The organism is Microbacterium jejuense (assembly GCF_039544225.1).
Taxonomy (GTDB): Bacteria; Actinomycetota; Actinomycetes; order Actinomycetales; family Microbacteriaceae; genus Microbacterium; species Microbacterium jejuense.
The window spans coordinates 566,629-588,200 of the sequence record NZ_BAABLG010000008.1; the positions used below are offsets into that span (position 1 = coordinate 566,629).

At 72.5% G+C, this 21,572-nt stretch carries 17 protein-coding genes; 13 read left to right on the forward strand and 4 right to left on the reverse strand.

The features are described from left to right. Nucleotides 1-27 precede the first annotated feature (27 nt). Together ABEA46_RS15305 and ABEA46_RS15310 are read left to right on the forward strand one after the other, a co-directional pair. The gene (locus ABEA46_RS15305) at nucleotides 28-1,551 is read left to right on the forward strand and encodes a glycoside hydrolase family 43 protein (RefSeq protein WP_345545547.1); all 1,524 of its coding nucleotides are present in this window, start codon (nucleotides 28-30) and stop codon (nucleotides 1,549-1,551) included. Between the two features lie 40 nt (nucleotides 1,552-1,591). Continuing rightward, complete coding sequence (locus ABEA46_RS15310; protein ID WP_345545549.1) at nucleotides 1,592-3,352, forward strand: DUF5605 domain-containing protein; 1,761 nt, start codon at nucleotides 1,592-1,594, stop codon at nucleotides 3,350-3,352. A 16-nt stretch (nucleotides 3,353-3,368) separates the two neighbouring features. Here ABEA46_RS15310 and ABEA46_RS15315 read toward each other — a convergent pair whose 3' ends face one another. Beyond that, nucleotides 3,369-4,619, reverse strand: a complete 1,251-nt coding sequence (locus ABEA46_RS15315) for a D-arabinono-1,4-lactone oxidase (RefSeq protein ID WP_345545551.1) — start codon at nucleotides 4,617-4,619, stop codon at nucleotides 3,369-3,371. 149 nt (nucleotides 4,620-4,768) lie between these two features. Between ABEA46_RS15315 and ABEA46_RS15320 the strand changes: the two genes are divergently transcribed. From ABEA46_RS15320 to ABEA46_RS15330, 3 genes are all read left to right on the forward strand, one after another. Continuing rightward, entirely contained in the window at nucleotides 4,769-6,442 is a 1,674-nt protein-coding gene (locus ABEA46_RS15320; RefSeq protein ID WP_345545553.1) for an N-6 DNA methylase, read from the forward strand. A gap of 67 nt (nucleotides 6,443-6,509) precedes the next feature. Next, nucleotides 6,510-7,607: a hypothetical protein gene (locus tag ABEA46_RS15325; protein ID WP_345545554.1), complete on the forward strand. Its 1,098-nt coding sequence runs from the start codon at nucleotides 6,510-6,512 to the stop codon at nucleotides 7,605-7,607. A gap of 192 nt (nucleotides 7,608-7,799) precedes the next feature. Further along, entirely contained in the window at nucleotides 7,800-9,128 is a 1,329-nt protein-coding gene (locus tag ABEA46_RS15330; RefSeq protein WP_345545555.1) for a threonine/serine exporter family protein, read from the forward strand. 49 nt (nucleotides 9,129-9,177) lie between these two features. Here the strand turns inward: ABEA46_RS15330 and ABEA46_RS15335 are convergent, their stop codons facing one another. Next, nucleotides 9,178-9,915, reverse strand: coding sequence for a FadR/GntR family transcriptional regulator (locus ABEA46_RS15335; RefSeq protein WP_345545556.1), 738 nt, complete (start codon nucleotides 9,913-9,915; stop codon nucleotides 9,178-9,180). A 126-nt stretch (nucleotides 9,916-10,041) separates the two neighbouring features. On the opposite strand from ABEA46_RS15335, the gene ABEA46_RS15340 reads away from it, so the two are divergent. From ABEA46_RS15340 to ABEA46_RS15375, 8 genes are read left to right on the forward strand one after another with little or no spacing between them, the layout of a single operon-like run. Then, the gene (locus tag ABEA46_RS15340; protein ID WP_345545572.1) at nucleotides 10,042-11,451 is read left to right on the forward strand and encodes an MFS transporter; all 1,410 of its coding nucleotides are present in this window, start codon (nucleotides 10,042-10,044) and stop codon (nucleotides 11,449-11,451) included. Next, complete coding sequence (locus tag ABEA46_RS15345; protein WP_345545573.1) at nucleotides 11,448-13,223, forward strand: dihydroxyacetone kinase family protein; 1,776 nt, start codon at nucleotides 11,448-11,450, stop codon at nucleotides 13,221-13,223. Before ABEA46_RS15340 ends, ABEA46_RS15345 begins: the two co-directional genes overlap by 4 nt. Then, nucleotides 13,213-13,695 carry a ribose-5-phosphate isomerase gene (locus ABEA46_RS15350; RefSeq protein ID WP_345545575.1) on the forward strand — a complete coding sequence of 161 codons (483 nt, stop codon included), beginning with the start codon at nucleotides 13,213-13,215 and terminating at the stop codon, nucleotides 13,693-13,695. Before ABEA46_RS15345 ends, ABEA46_RS15350 begins: the two co-directional genes overlap by 11 nt. Beyond that, nucleotides 13,695-14,516, forward strand: a complete 822-nt coding sequence (locus ABEA46_RS15355) for a triose-phosphate isomerase family protein (protein WP_345545577.1) — start codon at nucleotides 13,695-13,697, stop codon at nucleotides 14,514-14,516. The genes ABEA46_RS15350 and ABEA46_RS15355 overlap by 1 nt, the downstream gene beginning before the upstream one ends. Next, on the forward strand, nucleotides 14,513-15,307 hold the full coding sequence (locus ABEA46_RS15360; RefSeq protein WP_345545579.1) for a sugar phosphate isomerase/epimerase family protein: 795 nt from the start codon (nucleotides 14,513-14,515) through the stop codon (nucleotides 15,305-15,307). The genes ABEA46_RS15355 and ABEA46_RS15360 overlap by 4 nt, the downstream gene beginning before the upstream one ends. After that, nucleotides 15,304-16,167 (forward strand): phosphogluconate dehydrogenase C-terminal domain-containing protein, encoded by an 864-nt coding sequence (locus ABEA46_RS15365; RefSeq protein ID WP_345545581.1) that lies wholly within the window; start codon nucleotides 15,304-15,306, stop codon nucleotides 16,165-16,167. Before ABEA46_RS15360 ends, ABEA46_RS15365 begins: the two co-directional genes overlap by 4 nt. Nucleotides 16,168-16,194: 27 nt before the next feature. Further along, nucleotides 16,195-16,950 carry an SDR family NAD(P)-dependent oxidoreductase gene (locus ABEA46_RS15370; protein ID WP_345545583.1) on the forward strand — a complete coding sequence of 252 codons (756 nt, stop codon included), beginning with the start codon at nucleotides 16,195-16,197 and terminating at the stop codon, nucleotides 16,948-16,950. Nucleotides 16,951-16,983: 33 nt separating this feature from the next. Continuing rightward, nucleotides 16,984-18,714 (forward strand): D-apionate lactonase family protein, encoded by a 1,731-nt coding sequence (locus ABEA46_RS15375; RefSeq protein WP_345545585.1) that lies wholly within the window; start codon nucleotides 16,984-16,986, stop codon nucleotides 18,712-18,714. Nucleotides 18,715-18,745: 31 nt separating this feature from the next. Here ABEA46_RS15375 and ABEA46_RS15380 read toward each other — a convergent pair whose 3' ends face one another. Further along, nucleotides 18,746-19,426 carry a cytochrome P450 gene (locus ABEA46_RS15380; RefSeq protein WP_345545587.1) on the reverse strand — a complete coding sequence of 227 codons (681 nt, stop codon included), beginning with the start codon at nucleotides 19,424-19,426 and terminating at the stop codon, nucleotides 18,746-18,748. A gap of 55 nt (nucleotides 19,427-19,481) precedes the next feature. Continuing rightward, nucleotides 19,482-21,572 carry a beta-galactosidase gene (locus ABEA46_RS15385; protein ID WP_345545588.1) on the reverse strand — a complete coding sequence of 697 codons (2,091 nt, stop codon included), beginning with the start codon at nucleotides 21,570-21,572 and terminating at the stop codon, nucleotides 19,482-19,484.

Consider the following 21,572-nt stretch of genomic DNA (forward strand, 5'->3'; position numbering starts at 1 on the left):
ATCGTCCCGACCCCACCGGAGATCCTCGTGACCACGCTGTACAACCCGCTGCTGAACGGCTTCCACCCCGACCCGAGCGTCGTCCAGGTCGACGGCGCTTACTACCTCGCCACGTCGACGTTCGAGTATCTGCCCGGCATCCCGATCCACCGCTCGACCGACTTCGAGACCTGGGAGCTCATCGGCCACGTCGCCACGCGGCCCGGCCAGCTGGGCGTCGAGGACGTGCCCACCGGGGGCGGTGCGTGGGCGCCGACGATCCGCCACCACGACGGCGTGTTCCACCTCGTCATCACCGACGCGATGGGCCGCGGCATGCTGCACTTCACTGCGGCCGACGCCGCGGGGCCGTGGAGCGACGGCGATCTGCTGCGCAAGGCCGACGGCACGGGAACGATCGAGGGAATCGACCCCGACATCGCGTGGGATGCCGCCGGCACCTGCTACGTGACGTTCTCGGGTCTGCAGCTGACCGGAGCCCTGAACCCCAACCAGCCCGCGCACCTGGGCATCCAGCAGGTGCGGGTCGACCTCGGGACGCATCGGGCGCTCGAAGAGCCGCGGTCGCTGTGGTCGGGCACGGGGCTGATGTTCCCCGAGGCGCCGCATGTGTACGAGGTCGACGGCGCCTGGTACCTCATGATCGCCGAGGGCGGCACCGAGCGCGGGCACTCGATCTCGATCGCCCGCGGCGACTCCCCCGAGGGCCCGTTCACCGGCGCCCCGGGCAACCCGCTGGTCTCGGCACGGTCCACGCCGCGACCGATCCAGAACACCGGGCACGGCGACCTCGTCGTCGGCCCCGGCGGGCAGTGGCTGTGCGTGCTGCTGGGCGTCCGGCCGCGCAGCGGCACCCGGGCGTTCTCGGCGCTGGGCCGCGAGACCTTCGTCACGCCCGTCACCTGGCACGACGGCTGGCCCGCCATCGCGCCGGTCGAGCGCAACCCGCGCCCCGGCACGCGCGTCGAGGTGGCGTTCTCCTCCGACGAGCCGCTCGACCCCGAGTGGGTCGGCATCCGCCGTCTGCCGGCCGAGATCGCCGATCTCGACGCCCGCGACGGCGCGCTCGTGCTGCACGCCGAGGGCACGACCCTCTCCGACTCCCGGCCGGTGTTCGTCGGTCGCCGGCAGGAGCACCTGAACAACGCCGTCACCGTCCACGTCGATGTGAGCGCCGGCGTCGGCGGTCTGGCCGTGCGCTATGACGAGGGCTTCCACCTCGAGATCGAGGCGGGGGACGGCACCGTCACCGCGCGGGCGTGCCTGAGCGGGCTCCGCCAGGAGTGGACCGGCCCGCTCGACGGCCACGTCGTCGACCTGCACCTGGACTCCGTCACCCCCGGGCCCGGCTGGCGCATGGTCTCGACGAGCGACGTCTTCCGCCTGGGGTTCACCCCCCTCGGCGGCGAGCGGGTCGAGCTCGCACAGGTCGACGGGCGCTTCCTGTCGTCCGAGGTGGCCGAGTCCTTCACCGGCCGCGTCATCGGCGTGTACGCCGTCGACGGCGATGTCGCCGTGCTCGGCTGGGTGGCCGAGGGCGACGACGACTGACCCCCGCCCCACACCTCTGACCCCGACCGGAAGGAACCCCGTGTTCGACCGCGCCTCCACCTTCGGCGACACCCTCGACAGCCCCGCCGGCCGCGCCGTGCTCGAGACCCATCTGCCCGGCATCGCGGCATCGCCCATGGCGGCGCAGTTCCGCGGCGCGCGGCTCGGCCAGCTCGTCGCGCTCGTGCCCGCGCTCGAGGACCCCGCCGCGCAGGAGCGGCTGTGGGACGCCCTCGCCGCCGTCGAGGACGGCGACGAGGACCGCATCCCGTACCCGGCGGCCATCGCCTCGAACCCCGCGTACGAGGGCGAGGAGGTGGCGCGGGGTGCGGCATCCCTCCTCCCGGCGCAGCCGACCGCGCAATGGGACGTGCTCGAGGTCAGGATCGAGGGGCCGAGCCACCGCAACCCGTTCGTCGACGTCGAGCTCGACGCCCTGTTCACTCGGCCCGACGGCACCGAGGTGCGCGTCGGCGGCTTCTACGACGGCGACGGCGTGTACGTCGTGCGCGCCCTGGCCGACGCGGAGGGCGAGTGGCGCTTCGTCACCCGCTCGACGGCACGCTCGCTCGACGGACTGTCGGGTACCGCCGTCGTGACAGCGGCCCGCGAGGGCGCGCACGGCCCGGTGCGGGTCGACGGGTTCCACTTCCGCCACGCCGACGGCACCCGGCACCTCCCGCTCGGCACCACCGCGTATGCGTGGACGCACCAGAGCGACCAGCTGCAGGAGCAGACGCTGCAGACGCTCGCCGCGGCGCCGTTCACGAAGATCCGGATGTGCGTGTTCCCCAAGTCGTATCTCTTCAACGCGAACGAGCCGGCGGACTTCGTGTTCCCCGGGACGCTGGCCGACGGGTTCGACCTGGAGCGGTTCGACCCCGCGCACTTCCGGCGCCTCGAGCGGCGCATCGCACAGCTGGGCGCCCTCGGCATCGAGGCCGATCTGATCCTCTTCCACGCGTACGACCGGTGGGGGTTCGCCGACCTCGGACCGGCTGTCGACGAGCGCTACCTGCGCTACGTCGTGCGCCGCCTCGCCGCGTTCTCGAACGTGTGGTGGTCGATGGCCAACGAGTACGACCTGCTGTGGTCGAAGACCGGCGCCGACTGGGAGCGCCTGGCGCAGATCGTCGGCGAGGAGGACGCGTTCGGGCACCTCAACTCGATCCACAACTGCCGTCCCTACTACGACTACTCGCGCCCGTGGATCACGCACGTCAGCATCCAGCGCGTCGACGTCTACCGCACCGCCGAGAACACCGACGAGTGGCGCGAGCGCTGGGGCAAGCCCGTCGTGATCGACGAGTGCGCCTACGAGGGCGACATCGACCAGGGCTGGGGCAACATCACCGGTGAAGAGATGGTGCGCCGGTTCTGGGAGGGCGCCGTGCGCGGCGGGTACGTCGGCCACGGCGAGACCTACCTGCCCTCGGCGCTCGGCCGCGACGACGAGGTGCTGTGGTGGTCGAAGGGAGGGATGCTGCACGGCACGTCGCCCGACCGCATCGGCTTCCTCGAGCAGCTGCAGTCCGAGGCCCCCGACGGCGTGTGGGACCCGCTGCCCTCGGACTGGGACGTGCCGTGGGGCGGCACCGACACCCACCGCATCGGCTACTTCGGCTTCAACCGCCCCCGGTTCCGCAACCTCGTGCTGCCCGACGGCGAATGGACAGTCGACGTCATCGACACGTGGAACATGACGGTCGACCGCGTGCCCGGCACGCATCGTGCGACGCTGCGCGTCGAGCTGCCCGGCCGTCCGTTCATGGCCGTGCGGACGATCCGCGTCGGAGGTTGAGCACGCCGAGCCCCGGTCAGCGCGCCTCGCGCACGCCGACGCGCTCGAGGTGCGCGTTCGTGAACCGGCCCTCGGGGTCGAGACGCTCGAACACCCCGCGCGCGTCGGCGAGGCGGGGGTGCACGCGCTCGATCGCGGCGCGGTCGAAGCCGTGCACCTTGCCCCAGTGCGGGCGGGCGCCGAAGGGCTCCAGCGCCGCCTCGATGCGGGCGACCGCGGCCGCGACCTCGTCGGGGTGGTTGTACCAGGTGAAGTGGATGATCACGGTGTCGCGGCCGTACGCGGGGCTCAGCCACAGTACGTCGGCGGCCGCGGTGCGCAGCTCGGTCCAGATGAGGTGAGGACGGATGCCGTCGCCCAGGGCGCGCACCGCGTCCAGCGCCGCGGCGGCATCGGCACGGTCGACGAAGTACTCGGTCTGGATCTCGTCGCCGAAGGACGGCTGCGCGTCGAGACGGAAGTGCGGAAGCCGCAGCATCCACGGTCCCGGGACGCCGCCGATCTCGGTGGCGTTGTCGCCGTCGCCGAACGGCGACACGTCGCCGAGGGTGCGGACGCCGTCCAGCAGCGTGTCGGCCACCAGCTGGTCGTCCGACTCCAGGCGGGTCTTGACCCACACGTAGCCGACGGTCGGCTCCTCCCAGCGCGAGAACACCGACACGCTGTAACCGGCGGACGTGAGCTCGTCGTAGCGCGTCAGGGCGGCATCCCATGTGACACCGGAGTAGATGTCCTGCCGCAGCCGGAACGCGGGCACGACGTCGAGCGTCAGCGACACCACGATGCCGTAGGCGCCGAGGCCGACCACCAGCGCATCGAAGTCGGCGTCGCCGCGGCGCACCTCGCGCACCTCGGCGTCGGCGCCGACGTAGCGCAGGGCACTCACCGAGGCCGACAGCACCTGGTTGGCGTCGCCCGAGCCGTGCGTGCCGGTGGCCGTCGCGCCGCCGACGTTGATGTGCGGCAGCGACCCCATGTTGCGCAGCGCCCAGCCGCGCTCGTGCAGCCACACCGCGAGCACGCCGTAGCGGATGCCGGCGGGCACCGTCACGGTGCCAGACGCCTCGTCCAGTGCGAACTCGGGCGCGAACCCTGTCATGTCGACCAGGGTCCCGGTCGTGTCGGGCAGATCCGTGAACGAGTGGCGTGTGCCGAGCGCGCGCACGCGGCCCGGTTCGGCCAGCACCCGCCGGACATCGTCGACGGTGGATGCCGTCACGATCCGCGGCGCCGCGTACTCGTAGGTGCCCGCCCAGTTGCGCGACATCGCACTCCCTCTCAGATCCGGCCTGCCTCTCCATCCTGCCGGGTCGCGCCTGCAGCGTTCCGCTCTATGTCGGAACCCGCCCGTACCGTCGAACACGTCTTCGACGGCGTGCGCGTCATGTCGGAACCCGAGCGAGAAGGTGGGCGAGAATGAGTATCGTGCCGGAACTGCTGGAGCGAGCCGCCGACGACTCGGCGGGTGCGCGAAAGGCGCGCGGCGCGTTCTTCACTCCCCCGACGATCACGCGCTTCCTCGCGCAGTGGGCGATCCGCGAGGGGACGGATGCCGTGCTCGAGCCGTCCGCCGGCGACGCCGCGTTCCTGGTCGAGGCCGTGCGGCGCCTGCGCGATCTCGGCGCCGCCGAGCCGCCCGCTGTCAGCGGCATCGAGATCCACCCGCACAGCGCCGAAGTGGGCCGCGAGCGCATCCAGCGCATCGGCGGCGATCCCGCGCTGATCGTCGACGACTTCTTCAACGTCGAGCCGACCGCCCGCTTCGACGCGGTGATCGGCAATCCGCCCTACATCCGGTACCAGCAGTTCACCGGCGAGGCCCGCGCGCGGGCCCGAGAGGCCGCGTTCCGCGCCGGCGTCGCCCTCACCGGCCTCGCCTCCAGCTGGGCGGCCTTCACCGTGCAGTCTGCGCTGCACCTGCGGCCCGGCGGGCGCCTCGGGCTCGTGCTGCCCGCCGAGCTGCTGAGCGTCAACTACGCGGCGCCGGTGCGCCGGTTCCTGTTCGAACGGTTCGCGCGACTGGAGCTCGTGCTGTTCACCGAGCAGGTCTTCCCCGAGGCCGAGGCCGATGTCGTGCTGCTCATGGCCTCGGGCTTCGACGAGGGCGTGAGTCGCCACGCGACCGTGTACGAGACGACGAACGCCGCCGGGCTCACGGCGCTCCCCGAGGGGCTGACCTTCACCCCCACCGACCCGTCCGACAAGTGGAACAGCGCGCTCGTCGACCCCGACGCGATCGAGCCGCTCCACTCGCTGCGGCAGGCGGGCGCGTTCGTGCCGCTCAAGGAATGGGGCGAGACGACGCTCGGCATCGTGACCGGCAACAACGGCTACTTCTCCCTGAGCCCGGAGCGGGCGGCCACGCTCAAGCTCGACCCGTCCGAGCTGGTGCCGCTCTCGCCCCCGGGCAGCAGCCATCTGCGGGGGCTCGCGCTCACGACCGAACAGCTCGCCGCGCTGGGCGACGCGGGGCGGGCGACGCTGATGTTCCGTCCGACCGGCGACACCCTGTCTGCGGCGGCGAAGCGGTACGTGCGCGCCGGCGAGCGCGACCGGGTGAACGAGGCATACAAGTGCCGCACGCGCACCCCGTGGTACCGCGTGCCCCTCGTGCCCCCTGCCGATCTGCTGCTCACGTGCATGAACGCCGACACGCCTCGCCTCACGACGAACGAGGCCGGGGTCCATCACCTCAACTCGGTGCACGGCGTCTACCTCGACGCGGCGCTGCGCGACCTCGGTCGTGAGCTGCTGCCGCTCGCGAGCCTCAATTCGGTCACCGTGCTCAACGCCGAGATGGTCGGCCGCGCCTATGGCGGCGGCATCCTCAAGATCGAGCCGCGCGAGGCCGACCGCTGGGCAGTCCCCTCGGCCGAGCTGATCGGCGAACGCGCTGCCGAGCTGCGCGCGGTGCGCGATCGCGTCGCGGCGGACCTCGCTGCGGGCCGCCTGTGGGATGCCGTGCAGCGCGTCGATGACGCGCTCTTCTCCGGCCGTGACCTGCCGTCAGGCGACGACCTCCACGCTGTGCGTGCAGCGCACACGCGCCTCATGGAGCGCCGCATCGCCCGTTCACGAACCGCCCGCTGACGCCGCCCGCGCCCTCCGCGCTCGCTCTCCCCCAACGCCGCCCGCCGAGACGAAGGACCTCCACTCCGTGCCGATCAGGAAGCCGTCCGTCGCCGAACAGGGCTGGGCGCTGTTCGACCGCATCGTCGAGCGGGCCACCACCGCAGGCCACACCTCGCCCTGGACGGCCGACGGCCGCGTCGTCGAATATCGGCCGGACTTCGAGACGCTGCGCCTGCTGCTGGGCGTGCCCCTGCACCTCGGCGCCAACTCGCAATCGGGCGTGCCCGCGCTCGCGCTCGATGTATGGATCGGGTACGAGCTGCGTCGCGCCGGCTTCCACCCCGACGCGGTGTGGCCGCGCGAGTCCGACCCGCGCATCATGCCCGCGGCCCTCGCGGCGCTGCTCGAGGCGACCCCTGCGCGGGGCGGCGAGCGCGCCGCCCTCGAGGAGCGCATCCGCATCAGCGGATCGAAGTCCGGGCTCGTCGCCGGCAAGGCGAAGATCCTCGGCAAGAACTACCAGAAGCAGGTCGACGTCGTCCTGTCGGACTGGCGCACCGGTCCCGAGATGCTGATCAGCACCAAGCGGATGGATTCGTCGTTCGGCAAGAACGCGGCCAACCGCGTCGAGGAGTCCTACGGCGACGCGAAGAACCTGCGGCTGCGGCATCCTCTCGCCTCGCTCGGGTTCGTGTTCGGGCTGCGTACGACGATCTACGAGAAGGAGTCGGCGAAGGCCGCGTGGCTGATCGACCTGCTCGGCAAGCTCGGACAGGAGGACGACGCGTACGACGCCGTCGCCCTGGTGCTGATGGAGTACGCGCAGGACCCGCCCGCCGACGGCGACGACGTCGACGAGCCCGAGAGCGGACCCGAGACGGGTCCCGAGGCCGCACTCGAGACGACGGGCGACCCCGACCAGCTGTTCTCGCTCGACGCCCCCGGGGCCGCCGACACCGCCGCGGCGCAGGCGGCGGCGCGCGCCGAGCTCGACGCCGCGATCGCGGTGCTGCCGCCCGTGTCGATCGTGCTCGACGACCGGGTGCCCGACGAGCTGCACCCGGCGCGGTTCCTGCGGGCAATGGTCGAGCGCACGCTCGCGATCACCCCCGTCGACCACCACGCCGAGGCACGGGTGCGCCGCGATGCGGCCGTGCGCGCGGCCCGTGCGGCCGCCCGCTGAGATCGACCGGCCCGTTCCTTGCCAGGTTGTGCGGATGCCTCGACCCGCCCTGCTGCCGCGCGCGACTCCGGCTGAGGCAGTCCGCGCCTGGAGCTGCATCTGCGGGAGCCTCTGATGACCCGCCCCGACGTGGCGTAGCCGCGGGGTCCGCGCCGCCGCACCGCGCGTGGCCCCAGGCGCTACCGTGGCTTCGTGTCACCAGGGGCAGAGCGGGGCGATCGCGACGTCGGCGACGACGCCGCCGAGTTCGCAGAGCTCGGGGTGCTGCTGATCGACGCCGGGCTGTCGGTGACCGATGTGCGGACGTCCCTCGAATCCGCCCATGCCGCGACCGCGACACCCGCGGCCATGAGCTTCGCGGTCCTGCCGTCGGCGGTGTTCATCTCGCTCGACGACGAGGGCGGACGCACGGTGATGGGCAACACCACCTCGGAGGCGCTGTCGATCCGCCAGTCGGCCCGCGCCATGCGCCTGCTGCACCGCGTCGTCGACGGCTCCGTGCCCCTGGCGGGCGTCCGCGGGCACGCGCGGGGCATCCGGGCGTTCGTCCCCCGGCACCGCGTGGTCGCCTGGATCGGCGGCACGGCGCTGGTGGCCTTCGGGCTCGCCGTGCTGTTCCGCTGCCCGTGGTGGGCCATCGTCACCTCGGCCGTCGCGGGCGTCGTGGTGGGCGCGATCACCGCACTGCTGCGTCGCTCCGGGCCCGCGTCGTCGATCATGCCGTTCGTCGCCGCCTTCGCCTCGACACTCCTGGTCGGCGGCGTCGCCGCCGGGCTCGGCACCGGTGCGGTGCCGCTGTTCGCCGTGTGCGCGCCGATCGCGATCCTCGTGCCCGGCGCGCTCATCACCAACGCGCTGCTCGAGCTGACCGCGACCGACATCGTCACGGGGTCTGCCCGGCTGGCGTACGGGCTCATCGTGCTGGGTTTCATGACGGTCGGGATCCTCGCGGGCGGGGCGATCACCGGCCTCGCCGTCGACCCGGACTCGGCCGCGCTGGTCGGCCAGGCCCTCACGTTGCACTCGCCGCCCGGCGGCTGGACCGCGCTTCCGCCGGCATGGGTGTCATGGGTCGGCGTCGTCGCGCTCGCCGCGGGCGTCGGCCTGGCCTTCGGCGCCGGTCGACGTCTCATCGTGCTCAGCATCCTCGTCATGCTGTGCACGTGGGCAGCCCTCGCCCTGCTGACCCCCTTCGTGGGCAGCGCCCTGGCCACCGGCATCACCGCGGCGGCCCTGTTCGTCGCCGCCCGCATGCTCGAGAACCTGAGCTTCGGCGTCCCGGCGGCGACGACGTTCCAGCCTGCATTCCTGCTGCTGGTGCCCGGCACTGTCGGTCTCGTCGCCCTCGCGACCCTCGACCGAGGATCACTGGCCTCGGCGCTGCTCGTCTTCGCGAGCCTGTGCATCGGCACCAAGGCGGGCTCGGTGATCGTCGACACGAACTGGTCCCGCGCGCTCGCGCGGCGGCATCCCGTCCCGGTGAAGAAGCCCTCCCCCCGGGGCGACGGCCCGCGCGCCTGACGCCTGCCCGTTCGGGAGCGCCGTGGGCTTCCCCGCCGGAACGGGCGGATCAGCCGGCGGCTTCGGCGGCCAGCCGCTCGGATGCGGTGGCCATGTGGGTGGCCATCGCCGAGGCGGCGGCATCCGCATCCCCCGCTTCGACCGCTCGGAAGACGGCGTCGTGCTCGTCGATCGCGGTGCGCGCTTCGGCCTCGTCGTGCACGGCGCGGTCCGCGTACACCTGCAGCAGCGACCGCACCACGTGCAGCAGGTCGACGAGCGTGTCGTTGGCGGCCGAGGCTGCCAGCGCGTTGTGGAAGTCGAGGTCGGCGCGCGCGAACGACTTGAGGTCGCCGACGGCGGTGCGCATACGCTCCAGGGACGACTGCAGAGCGCCCCGATCGGATGCCGCAGCCCGGCCCGCGGCCAGACGGGCGACGTAGATCTCCAGGCCGGAGCGCAGTTCGAGCAGCTCGGCAGTGTTCTTCCGGCCGATGAGGAGCCCCCAGCGGAGCGTCTGCGGGAGCAGCTCGCTCGCGGTGCCCCGCAGGTACGTGCCGGATCCGGGGCGCACGTCCACGATGCCGAGGATCTCCAGCGCGGCGAGCGCCTCGCGCACGGCTGACCGCCCCACGCCGAGCGTCGCCGCCAGCTGCCGCTCGGGCGGCAGGCGCGTGCCGGCCTCGAGGTCGCCGCTGGTGAACAGATCCATGAGCCGGCGCGCGACCTCGGAGACCGGTGTGCCGCTCGGCAGCGCGCCGAGAGCGGCCGTGATCTCGGCGGAACGGTCGTCCGGGTACGCAGGCATGCGAACAACTTATCCTGCCGGCATCCGTTCGGGAAGATTTGGTCAACCGGTTCTTGCAATTGGTCAACCGGTTTGGCACACTAGACTCACACCACCTCGATCACCGTCGATGAGCCAGGAGTCACCGTGGACCAGAACCAGACCAGCGCTGTCGCGCCGCCCGTCGCGCGCTCGACGATCCGCAAGGTGTCGATCCGCCTCGTCCCGTTCGTGGCGCTGATGTTCTTCATCAACTACCTCGACCGCACCGCGATCGGGTTCGCCGCCCCCAACGGCATGAACGAGGACCTCGGCCTCAGTGCCGCCCAGTTCGGCTTCGCGTCGGGCGTCTTCTTCATCGGCTACATCCTGCTCGAGGTGCCCTCGAACCTGGCGCTGCACAAGTTCGGCGCCCGCCGCTGGCTCTCGCGCATCATGGTCAGCTGGGGGATCGTCGCGCTGCTGTTCACGTGGGTGCAGAACTTCGAGCAGCTCGTCGTGCTGCGCTTCCTGCTCGGCGTCGCCGAGGCCGGGTTCTTCCCGGGCGCGATCCTGTTCCTGAGCCTGTGGGTGCCCGCGCAGTACCGCGGCCGCATCCTGATGCTCTTCTACCTGGCCCAGCCGCTCACCACCGTCATCGGCGCCCCGCTGGCCGGCTGGCTCATCCAGCAGCATGGTGCGCTCGGCCTCGAGGGCTGGCGTTTCATGTTCCTCGGCGTCGCGATCCCCGCCATCATCGTCGGCGTCGTGGCCTGGTTCTACCTGAAAGACAAGCCCACCGACGCGAAATGGCTCACGCGCGACGAGCAGGTCTGGCTGACCGATGCGCTGGACCGTGAGAAGGCCGCGACGCAGAAGAAGGAGCACGGCCACGTGTCGGCGCGCTTCGCCTTCAAGAGCGGCCGCGTGTGGGTACTGTCGTTCATCTACTTCGGCTTCATCTACGGCCTGTACGCGCTGGCGTTCTTCCTGCCGACGATCATCGAGGGCTTCCAGACCCAGACCGGCCAGACCTTCGACACGCTCCAGAAGGGCCTCATCACCGCGATCCCGTACCTGCCCGCCGCAGTGGTCATGTACTTCTGGTCGCGCAGCGCCTCCAAGCGCGGTCTCAAGACGTGGCACATCGCCGGCCCCGCGATCGCCGGTGCCGTCAGCATCCCGCTCGCCCTGTTCATGGGATCCCCCGCGGCCACGATCGCCGTCATCACGGTCACCGCCTGCGCGATCTTCGCGGCCCTGCCGAACTTCTGGACGCTCCCGACGCGATTCCTCACGGGCGCCGCGGCCGCTGCCGGCGTCGCGCTCATCAACACGATCGGCAACCTCGCCGGCTTCTCGGCCCCGTTCATCACCGGCGCGGTGCACGACTGGACCGGCGGCTACGAGGTGCCGATGTTCATCGTCGGCTTCGTCATGCTCGTGTCGGCGGTGCTCATGGTGCTGCTGGCCCGCAGCAACCGCATCAACCCCGTCGTGGTCGACGATGCGGAGGGCCCGGATGCGGCCTCCGTCGCCTCTGCGCCGGCCGACACCGCGAACGGCGACGCCCGATGACCCGCCTGTGGAACGAGCCCGCGGACTTCGCCGACGAGATGATCGACGGCTTCGTCGCCGCGAACGAGCGCTACGTGCGACGCGTGCCGGGCGGCGTGGTCCGATCGACGGTGTCGCCGGCCGGGCAGGTCGCGGTCGTCGTCGGAGGCGGCTCGGGGCACTACCCCGCGTTCGGCGGGCTGGTCGGTCCCGGGCTCGCGCACGGCGCGGCGATGGGCAACCTGTTCGCGTCGCCCTCGACGCAGCAGGTGTTCGCGGTCGCGAAGGCTGCCGACAACGGCGGCGGCGTGTTCTTCTCGTACGGCAACTACGCCGGCGACGTGCTCAACTTCGATGCCGCGCAGGAGCGCCTGCGCGGCGAGGGCATCGCGTGCGAGACCGTCACGGTCACCGACGACATCGTCAGCGCAGAGCCCGACGAGAAGCACAAGCGCCGCGGCATCGCGGGCGATCTCACCGTGTTCCGGATCGCCGCCGCCGCGGCCGAGGCCGGCGCGGACCTCGCCGAGGTGACACGGCTCGCCCGCCTGGCGAACGAGCGCACGCGCTCGTTCGGCGTCGCCTTCACCGGATGCACGCTGCCCGGCGCCGAGCAGCCGCTGTTCACCGTGCCGGAGGGGCGCATGGCGATCGGCCTCGGCATCCACGGCGAGCCCGGCGTCGACGAGACCGGCATCCCGACCGCCGACGGACTGGCCGAACTGCTGGTCGACAAGCTGCTGGCCGAGGTGCCCGACGGCGTCACGGTCGAGGGCGCCCGGGTCGTGCCGATCCTCAACGGTCTCGGCTCGCTCAAGTACGAGGAGATGTTCGTCGTCTACCGGCGCATCGCGCAGCTGCTCGCGGCGGCGGGCATCGAGATCGTCGACCCGCACGTCGGCGAGTACTGCACGAGCTTCGACATGGCGGGCACCTCGCTCACGCTGTTCTGGCTCGACGAGTCGCTCGAGGCCCTGTGGCAGGCTCCCGTCGACACCCCTGCCTACCGCCGGGGTTCGGTCGCGCCGCAGGAGCGGGTGGATGCCGCGACGGTCGAGGCTGCGACGGCCGACACCGTCGTCGCACCCGGGGACGAGGCATCCCGAGCCGTCGCCGCCACCGTGCTCGCGGCGGTGCAGGCGATCGTCGACACCGTCGACACGCACGTGGACGAGCTCGGCCGCATCGACGCGATCGCCGGCGACGGCGACCACGGCATCGGCATGCAGCGCGGCTCGCACGCGGCGCTCGTGGCCGCGGCCGCGGCCGTCGAGGCCGGAGCCGGTGCCCGCACGACCCTCGAGCGGGCCGCCGACGCGTGGTCCGACCGGGCAGGCGGCACCTCCGGTGCGCTGTGGGGAGTGATCCTCACGGCGATCGCGGCCCGGCTCGGCGATGAGCGCGCTCCCGACGCGGCCGCCGTCGCGGCGGGCGTCCGCGCCGGTGCGCAGGGTGTCATGGACTACGGCAAGGCCGAGGTCGGCGACAAGACCCTCGTCGACGCGCTCGTGCCGTTCGCGGCGACCCTGTCGCAGGGCGTCGACGGCGGCGGCGGCCTGATCGACGCATGGCGCGACGCGGCCGCCGCCGCGACGTCCGCGGCCGAGTCCACCGCCGCCCTGCTCCCGCGCATGGGCCGGGCCCGTACGCACGGTCAGAACAGCGTGGGCACCCCCGACCCGGGCGCGATCTCGCTCGCGCTCATCGCGACGGCCATCGGCGAGACACTCGCGGCCGGCCCGCTCGCGGCCGAACCCCACCACGACGACAAGGAGAACGCACATGTCGACTGAGAACGCCCAGCCGCTGCGGATCGTGATCGGCGCCGACGACGCCGGCTTCGACTACAAAGAGATCCTCAAGAAGGACCTGGAGCAGAACCCGGGCGTCGAGGTCGTGTTCGACGTGGGCGTGGACGCCGATGGGCACACCCCGTACCCCAAGGTGGCGATCGAGGCCGCGCAGCGCGTCGCCGCCGGCGACGCCGACCGTGCACTGCTCATCTGCGGCACGGGCCTGGGCGTCGCGATCGCCGCCAACAAGGTGCCCGGCATCCGCGCCGTCACCGCGCACGACTCGTTCTCGGTCGAGCGCGGCGTGCTGTCGAACAACGCGCAGGTGCTCACGATGGGTCAGCGCGTCGTCGGCATCGAACTGGCCCGCCGCCTCGTGCGCGAGTGGCTGACCTACCGCTTCGACACCACGTCGGCGTCGGCCGACAAGGTCGCCGTCATCGACGAGTTCGAGACCACGGGCAGCTGCTGATGTCGCAGGTCACGGTCGGGGTGAGCCTGAAGACGTACTTCGGGCACGAGCGGGCGCGGACGTTCTTCGCCGCCCTGGCGCAGCGCGCGGCGACCCACCCCGCTGTGGTCTCGGGCGCGGTGCGCCTGTTCGTGATCCCCACCTATCTGCAGATCCCGGCGGCGCTCGAGGCCTTCGCGGATTCGCGCGTGCTGGTCGGCGCGCAGGACGTGTCCGAGTTCGAGCCGGGCGCCTACACCGGCGAGGTCACCGCCGCCGAGCTCGCCGAGGTAGGCGTCGCCGTCGCCGAGATCGGGCACGCCGAGCGGCGGCGCCTGTTCGGCGAGACCGACGAGGTCACCGCCCGCAAGGCCGCCGCCGCGCTCGCCCGGGGCCTCACACCGGTGCTGTGCGTCGGAGAGTCCTCGCGGATGGACGGAACGGATGCCGCACGCGCGACAGTCGCCCAGCTCGCCGCCGACCTGGCCGGCGCCCCCGCGGGGCCGGTCATCGTCGCGTACGAGCCGGTCTGGGCGATCGGGGCCCCCGAGCCCGCGCCGTCGGCGCACATCTCCGCCGTCACGACCGCGATCGCCGCCGCACTGCAGGCCTCGCCCGAGCGCGCAGGATCGGCGGTCATCTACGGCGGCTCGGCCGGCCCCGGCCTGCTCACGCGCCTGGGTGACAGCGTCGACGGCCTGTTCCTCGGCCGCTTCGCGCACGACCCGGACGCCCTCGTCGCGGTGCTGGACGAGGCAGCCCTTCTCGCCTCCTCAGGATCGGTTCCCCCCGCCTCGTCGCCGAGACGTCACCCGCGCACCGGGACAGAGGGTGCGTCGTGATCGGCCTCGGCACCTATGCCTTCTTCTGGCAGCACTCCGACCTGGTCGACGAGCCGCTGTCGCTCGTCGGCGCTTTCGAGGCGACCAAGGCCCTCGGCGTCGACCTGTTCCAGATCTGCGACTACGCACCGCTGGAGGCGATGGACGACCATGAGCTCGCCGACGCCGACGCCGCAGCCCGCGACCTCGGCCTGACGATCGAGCTCGGCACGAAGGGCATCGAGCCCCCGCGGCTCGCCCGATTCCTCGACCTCGCCGGCCTCTTCGGAGCGACGCTCGTGCGCAGCATGCTGTACTCCCCCGAGACCCGGCCGTCGCTCACCGAGGCCGAGGAATGGCTGCGCGCCGCACTGCCCGCGTACGAGGCATCCGGGATCGACCTCGCGCTCGAGACCTACGAGCAGGTCGCCACCACCGACCTCGTCGCCCTGATCGAACGGATCGGCAGCCCTCGATTGGGTGTGTGCCTGGACCCCGCCAACGTCGTCGCACGCCTGGAACGGCCGCGCGACTGCGTCGAGCAGACCGCGCCGCACGTCAAGAACGTGCACGTCAAGGACTTCGCCTTCGCCCGGCAGCCCGGCTGGGTCGGCTTCACCTACGGCGGCGCCGCCATGGGCGAAGGGCTGCACGACTACCCCCACCTGCTCGAGACCGTCCGGCCTCGCGAACGAGGCGTCAACGAGGTCGTCGAGCACTGGCTGTCGTGGCAGGGCGACGCCGAGACCACCATCCGCACCGAGCGGGAATGGACCCGCACCACCATCGAATACCTGAGGAGCCACTCATGAGCACCACCACCGACACCTTCAAGATCGCCGTCGTCGGCGCGGGCGGCAAGATGGGCATGCGCGTGTCGAACAACCTCGTCAAGACCGACCACCAGGTCGCGTACGTCGAGAACTCGCCCGCCGGCCGTGAGCGCACCGTCGAGGCGGGGCGCGAGCTGACGGATGCCGCCACCGCCGTCGCCGACGCCGACATCGTCGTGCTCGCCGTGCCCGACCTCGCGCTGCAGTCGGTCACCGCCGAGCTCGTGCCGCAGCTCAAGTCCGGTGCGATCGTCCTGACGCTCGACCCGGCCGCGGCGTACGCGGGACTGCTCACCACACGCGAGGACGTCGTGCAGGCCGTCGCCCACCCGTGCCACCCGTCGATCTTCCTGCAGCGCCAGAGCCCCGAGGAGTGGGCCGACACCTTCGGCGGCATCGCGGCCCCGCAGGACGCCATCGCCGCCGTCGAGTCCGACGACCCGGCCAAGAAGGCGATCGTGGAGGCGACCGTGCGCGCCATCTACGCGCCCGTGATCGACGTGCACTGGGTCACCGTCAAGCAGCTCGCGCAGCTGGAGCCGACGCTCGTCGAGACCGTCGCCTGCATGATCGGCGCGCTCCTCAACGAGGCGCTGCAAGAGACCGTCAACACCATGGGCGTGCCCGAGGCCGCGGCCCGCAGCATCCTGTACGGCCACACGCAGGTGGCCCTCGCCAACGGTCTGCGCGGCGACAACCCGTTCTCGGACGCGTGCCTCATCGCGATGGACTACGGCCGCGAGAGCATCATCAAGGACGACTGGAAGAAGATCTTCCGCGACGACGAGCTCGACAAGAACCTCTCGCGCATGCTCCACCTCGACCACATCGAGCGCTGAGCGGCACCCGCGGCCGAAGGGAAGAACATGGGACAGCTCGAAGGCAAGACCGCTCTCGTCACGGGTGCGGCACTGGGCATCGGCCTGGCCGTCGCGACGCGCTTCGCCCGTGAGGGCGCGCGCGTCATCCTCGCCGACCGCAACGGCGAAGGTGCGGCGGCCGCGGCCGCCGAGATCGGCGCGAGCGCACGCGCGGTGACGATGGACATCTCGGACGAGGATGCCGTCGCCGCGGCGTTCGCCGAGGTCGAGGCGGCGGGCTGGGCCCCCGACGTGGTGGTCGCCAACGCCGGCGTGCAGCTGTTCGGCCAGGACGCGCAGGCCGCCGATCTGGACCTCGACGTCTGGCGCCGCACGATCGACATCAACCTCACCGGGACGTTCCTGACCGTCAAGCACGCGGTGCGCTCGATGCTCCCCCGCGGCGGCGGGTCGATCATCCTCACCGGCAGCCCGACCGGGGTGAACGGCGAGGGCAAGGACTTCACCGCGTACAGCGCGTCCAAGGCCGGCATCCACGGACTCGGGCGCACTGTCGCGGCGGCCTACGCCGATCGCGGCATCCGCGTCAACACGGTGCAGCCCGCATACACCGAGACCCCGCTCGTCGCCGCGATCAGCGAGGACCCCGCGTCACGCGCCGCGATCGTCGGACGCATCCCGCTCGGCCGCGCCGGGACGCCGGACGACGTCGCCGGCATCATGGTGTACCTCGCGAGCGACGACGGCGCGTTCGCCACCGGAGCGCTGTTCTCGGTCGACGGCGGCATGACGACGATCTGACCCCCAGCTGGGCATGAGACGAAGATGGAGCGCATGACCGACGCCTGGCACGCGGACGATGCACGTGAGTGGCGCAGCGGACGCTGGTCGCTGGAGATGCGCGGCGACGAGCTCGCCGACCTCGCCTACGACGGCCGCGTCGTGCTGCGGTCGGTGCGCGCCGTCGTCCGCGACCGCAACTGGGACACCGCGGGCCTCGTGGTCGATCGCGTCGATGCGTCGAGCCTCGCTCTGACCCTGCACGTCCACTCCACCGGGCTCGGCAGCGACCTGCGCGGCGTGGTGCGCGCCGAGGCCCGTGGCGGGCGCCTGCGCGTGATCGCCGACCTCGAGTCGCAGACCGCGTTCGAGACCAACCGCACCGGGCTCGTCGTCCTGCACCCGCCCGTGCTCGCCGGGGCACCCCTGCTCGTGACGCACCCGGACGGCGCGGCCGCGGCATCCACCTTTCCGGCGCGGATCAGCGCGCACCAGCCGGCGTTCGACATCTCCGCCCTCGCGTGGTCGCACGACGGCCTCGACGTCGCCGTGCGCTTCGGCGGCGACGTGTTCGAGATGGAGGACCAGCGGAACTGGACGGATGCCTCGTACAAGACGTACAGCCGGCCGCTCGCCCTTCCGTTCCCGTACCCGCTCGCCGCGGGTGAGCGGGTGGTGCAATCGATCGACATCGAAGTGTCGGGCGAGCCCACCGCGGCCGATGCGGACGCGGTGACGCGCATCCGGCTGGCCGAGGGCCCGGCGCTCCCGGAGATCGCGGTGTCGGCCTCGACCGCCCCCGACCCGGCGCCGAGCCCCGCCCCGGGCCCCGCGCCGGCGGCGGTGCTGGTCGAACTCGACCTCGCCACGCGCAACTGGCGTGCGGCGCTGGCGCGGGCGGCGGCATCGGGAGCGCCCCTCGACGTTCGGTTCGTGCTGGCCGACGACGACCCGACGCGCATCCACGAGGGCGCCCTGGCACTGCAGGGGCTGCCGGTCTCGCGCGTGACGGCGTTCTGGCCGACCGGGCCCGCCCGGCACGTGTCCGACATCGACGCCATCGCCCTGCTGCGCGAGGCGCTCGCCGACGCCGGCGTCCAGACGCGCGTGGTCGGCGGTGCGCGGTCGCACTTCACCGAGCTCAACCGCGAGCACCACCGCCTGCCGCGGGGCCTCGACGGCATCGTGTTCAGCAGCACCCCGCTGTTCCACAGCCTCAGCACGGCGCAGCTCGTCGAATCGCCGCCCATCCAGCGGCTCGTCGCGACGCAGGGGGTCGAGCTCGCGGGCGGTCTCCCGGTGCATCTCGGCCCGATCTCGCTGCGCCCGCACTTCAACGACGTCGCGACCACCGCACCGCCGATGCCCGCGCACGACGATCTGCGGGACGGCTACGGCTCGGCTCTCACCCCGGCCGCCGACCCTCGTCAGGCCTCGCCCGAGCTCGCCGCCTGGACGATCGCAAGCGCGGCGGCCCTCGCCGTCCCGGGTGTGGCGACGCTGACGTACTTCGAGCAGTGGGGTCCGCGCGGGCTCCGGGCCGCCGCCGGAACAGCCTTTCCGGTGCTCGACGCCGTGACGGCGCTGTCCGCGCTGGCGGGGCGGCCGGGCCTGCGCGGCGACTCCCCCGACGGCCTCGTGTGGGCTCTGGGGGCTCGCGCCGACGGCCGCGACACCGTGCTCGTCGCCAACCTGGATCGCGCTCCCCGCACGATCGAGGTCGAGCTGCCGGACGGCGCGACGCGCACCGTCGAGATCGCACCCGGCGCGTTCGCGCGGATCTGACGACCGGCACGGCTCTGACGGTCGGCACGGCTCAGCGCCAGGCCACCTCGACCGCTCCGGCCTCGTACGTGGCGACCGGATGCGCGAAGGGCATCGGCTGCTGCTGCTCGGCCCGTACCAGGCGCAGCCGGGGCGCCGCGGCGAGCAGCTGCGTGACCGCCTCCCGGATCTCCAGCCGGGCGAGCTGCTGCCCGATGCAGGCGTGCGCGCCGTGCCCGAAACCGAGGTGGCCGAACGCCTCACGCGTCACGTCGAACCGGTCGGGGTCGTCGAAGCGCCGCTCGTCGCGATTGGCCGCCACCGGCGAGACAGCCACCGTGGTGCCCGCCGGGATCGGGATGCCGCCGAGCTCGAGGTCGACCAGCGCGGTGCGCGGGAACAGCGTGAGGAACATCGCGCCGACCCGCAGGAACTCCTCGATCGCGCCCGCGATGCGCTCGGGGTCGTCGCGCAGTGCGGCCGGCTGGTCGGCGTGGGTCAGCAGCGCCACCATCGCCGTCGAGATGAGGTAGGCCACCGAGTCGCGCCCCGAGGTCATCAGCACCAGGACGATGCCCTCGACCTCGGTGCGCGTCCACTCGCCCTGCAGCAGGTGCGTGGTGACGTCCTCGACTTCGTGAGCCCCGCGCTCGAGCTGCACGGCATCGACGTCGTGCTGCTGACGTTCGTACTGCGCGGCACGGGGCGCCACGTCCTCGACGAGACCGAGCACCGGATCCTGGGACCGTCCTTCGCAGTCACCCGTGGCACCGGCAGCGGGCGCCGGCTCAGTCCTCCCGCCACACGCGCACGTCCCACGCTCCGAGCACGATCTCGGCACCACGATCGTGGCGGGCATCGTCGAGAAGGGATGCCACCCCTCGCGCCACCTGCACGGTCCGTGCTTCGGGCGACCAGTTGTGGACGACCCACACGCGCCCCTGCGGCCCGGTCAGCGAGTGGGCGGTGACCGAGCTCGGACGTGCGACGAGCGGGCCGCGAGCCGGCCCGGCGACCGACGCGACGACGGCGGCCAGCGTCGCCCGGTCGAGGATCGAGCCCACGACGACGATCGTGCCGTCGCCGACGTCTCGGCGTGTGACCGCGGCCCACCGGCCGAACAGCTCGTGCCGGTAGCCGAGCAGCACGTCCGCCCCGGCGGTCTCGAGCCCGTCGATCCAGCCGTGCGCCTCTCCGACCGCCTCCCCCGCAGGAGAGACCACCGCGACCGGTCCGGCCAGGGCGGCGATCTCGCGATACCCCACGCCTGCGGCAGCGCCGACGATCGCGGGAGCGAGGGCCGCCCGCATGCGTCCCTCGTCGTCGCCGTATCCCGTGCGGGGCCCGAGCACGAGCCGCCCGCCCCGCCGCGCGTACTCGACGAGCGTCTCGAGCGTCGGGGCCGATGCCGCGACCAGCCCGGCCACGATCAGCACCGGGTAGCGCCGCACGAGCTCGGCAGCCTCGGGCAGCTGTCGCTCGTTCACGAACCCGACCTGCAGTCCGGCGTCCACCGCGGCGCGGCCGAACGCGCCGATGAAGCGCGCGTACGAGCCGCGGTCTGCGTCGGCGCCGCCGGGCTTCGCGAGCGGCGGCTCGAACGTCATGGCCCATTCACTGTCGTGCGCGTACACGAGCCCCACGTCGGCGTCGGGTGCGGCATCCCGGAGCGCGTCGCCGACGGCCGCGAACTGACGGCCGATGCCGGCGATCTCGTCGTACACCCGACCGGGCGCGAGGTCGTGACCGAGGATGCCGCCCCAGTGCACTTCGTGCCCCGAGTGGAGGGTGTGCCAGTGCCAGTACGACACCAGGCGCGCGCCGCGGGCGACGAGCAGCCACGCCGCCTGGGCGAGCTGGCCGTCGTACGGCGGGCGGGTGAGCCACGCGGGCCCGATCGACGCGGCGCCCGTCTCGGTGACCAGGAACGGCGCCTGTCGCGTGGCCCGCATGCGATCGGCCATGAGCACGAGCTGCGGCACGTCGTCGGCGTACCACTGACCGCCGTCGCCGTCGCGGTCGAGATCCAGGGCGTCCTGCGCGAGGTAGTAGGCGTTGCCGCTCGCGATGTCGAGCCGCGCGCCCACCGCGACGTCGTCCATCGCGGGCCGTCCGTAGGCGATGCACGTCGTGAGGAATGCGTCGTCGGCCACGAGCTCGCGCACGATCCCCGCCTGCCAGCCGATGAACTCGGCGGTGAGCTCGGCCTGGAACCGGCGCCACGCCAGCTCGTACGCGGGGGTCGTGTTGCCGGCCGGCGCCCACAGCTCGTCCCACTCGGCGATGCGGTGCGACCAGTAGACGAGACCCCATTCGCGGTTGAGGGTGTCGACGTCGCCGTAGCGGTCGGCCACCCACTCGCGGAAGCGCTGCACCACCTGATCGTTGTGGATGAGGTGCAGTCCCGCCTCGTTGTCCAGCTGCACGCCGACGACCGCGGGATGCCGGCCGTGGCGCCCGATGACGGCCCGGATGACGCGCTCGGCGTACCGGCGGAACAGCTCCGACGTGTAGTCGACCTCCTGGCGGCCTCCCCACGGCACCGAAGAGCCGTCGCGGCGCACGACCGCGAGCTCGGGATGCCGTCGCGCCAGCCACGGCGGCACGGCGTAGGTCGGGGTGCCCAGGATCACGCCGATGCCGTGGCGCTCGGCGGCATCGAGGATCGGGGTCATCCACTCCAGATCGAACTCGCCGCCGCGCGGCTCCCACGTCGACCACACCGACTCCCCGACGCGGATGACGCTGATGCCGGCCTCTGTCATGAGGCGCAGGTCGGTCTCCAGCCGCGCCGGATCCGGCAGGTACTCGTTGTAGTAGGCCGCGCACAGGCGCGGACCCTCGCGCCACTCGTGCAGCCGGTCGGGGGTCTCGCCCAT

Excerpts from the sequence above, each read along its gene's own strand:
- ABEA46_RS15315 (WP_345545551.1), bottom strand. The coding sequence starts at position 4,619 with ATGTCGCGCAACTGGGCGGGCACCTACGAGTACGCGGCGCCGCGGATC.
- ABEA46_RS15335 (WP_345545556.1), bottom strand. The coding sequence starts at position 9,915 with ATGCCTGCGTACCCGGACGACCGTTCCGCCGAGATCACGGCCGCTCTC.
- ABEA46_RS15375 (WP_345545585.1), top strand. The coding sequence starts at position 16,984 with ATGACCGACGCCTGGCACGCGGACGATGCACGTGAGTGGCGCAGCGGA.
- ABEA46_RS15385 (WP_345545588.1), bottom strand. The coding sequence starts at position 21,572 with ATGGGCGAGACCCCCGACCGGCTGCACGAGTGGCGCGAGGGTCCGCGC.
- ABEA46_RS15370 (WP_345545583.1), top strand. The coding sequence starts at position 16,195 with ATGGGACAGCTCGAAGGCAAGACCGCTCTCGTCACGGGTGCGGCACTG.
- ABEA46_RS15320 (WP_345545553.1), top strand. The coding sequence starts at position 4,769 with ATGAGTATCGTGCCGGAACTGCTGGAGCGAGCCGCCGACGACTCGGCG.
- ABEA46_RS15350 (WP_345545575.1), top strand. The coding sequence starts at position 13,213 with ATGTCGACTGAGAACGCCCAGCCGCTGCGGATCGTGATCGGCGCCGAC.
- ABEA46_RS15345 (WP_345545573.1), top strand. The coding sequence starts at position 11,448 with ATGACCCGCCTGTGGAACGAGCCCGCGGACTTCGCCGACGAGATGATC.
- ABEA46_RS15365 (WP_345545581.1), top strand. The coding sequence starts at position 15,304 with ATGAGCACCACCACCGACACCTTCAAGATCGCCGTCGTCGGCGCGGGC.
- ABEA46_RS15355 (WP_345545577.1), top strand. The coding sequence starts at position 13,695 with ATGTCGCAGGTCACGGTCGGGGTGAGCCTGAAGACGTACTTCGGGCAC.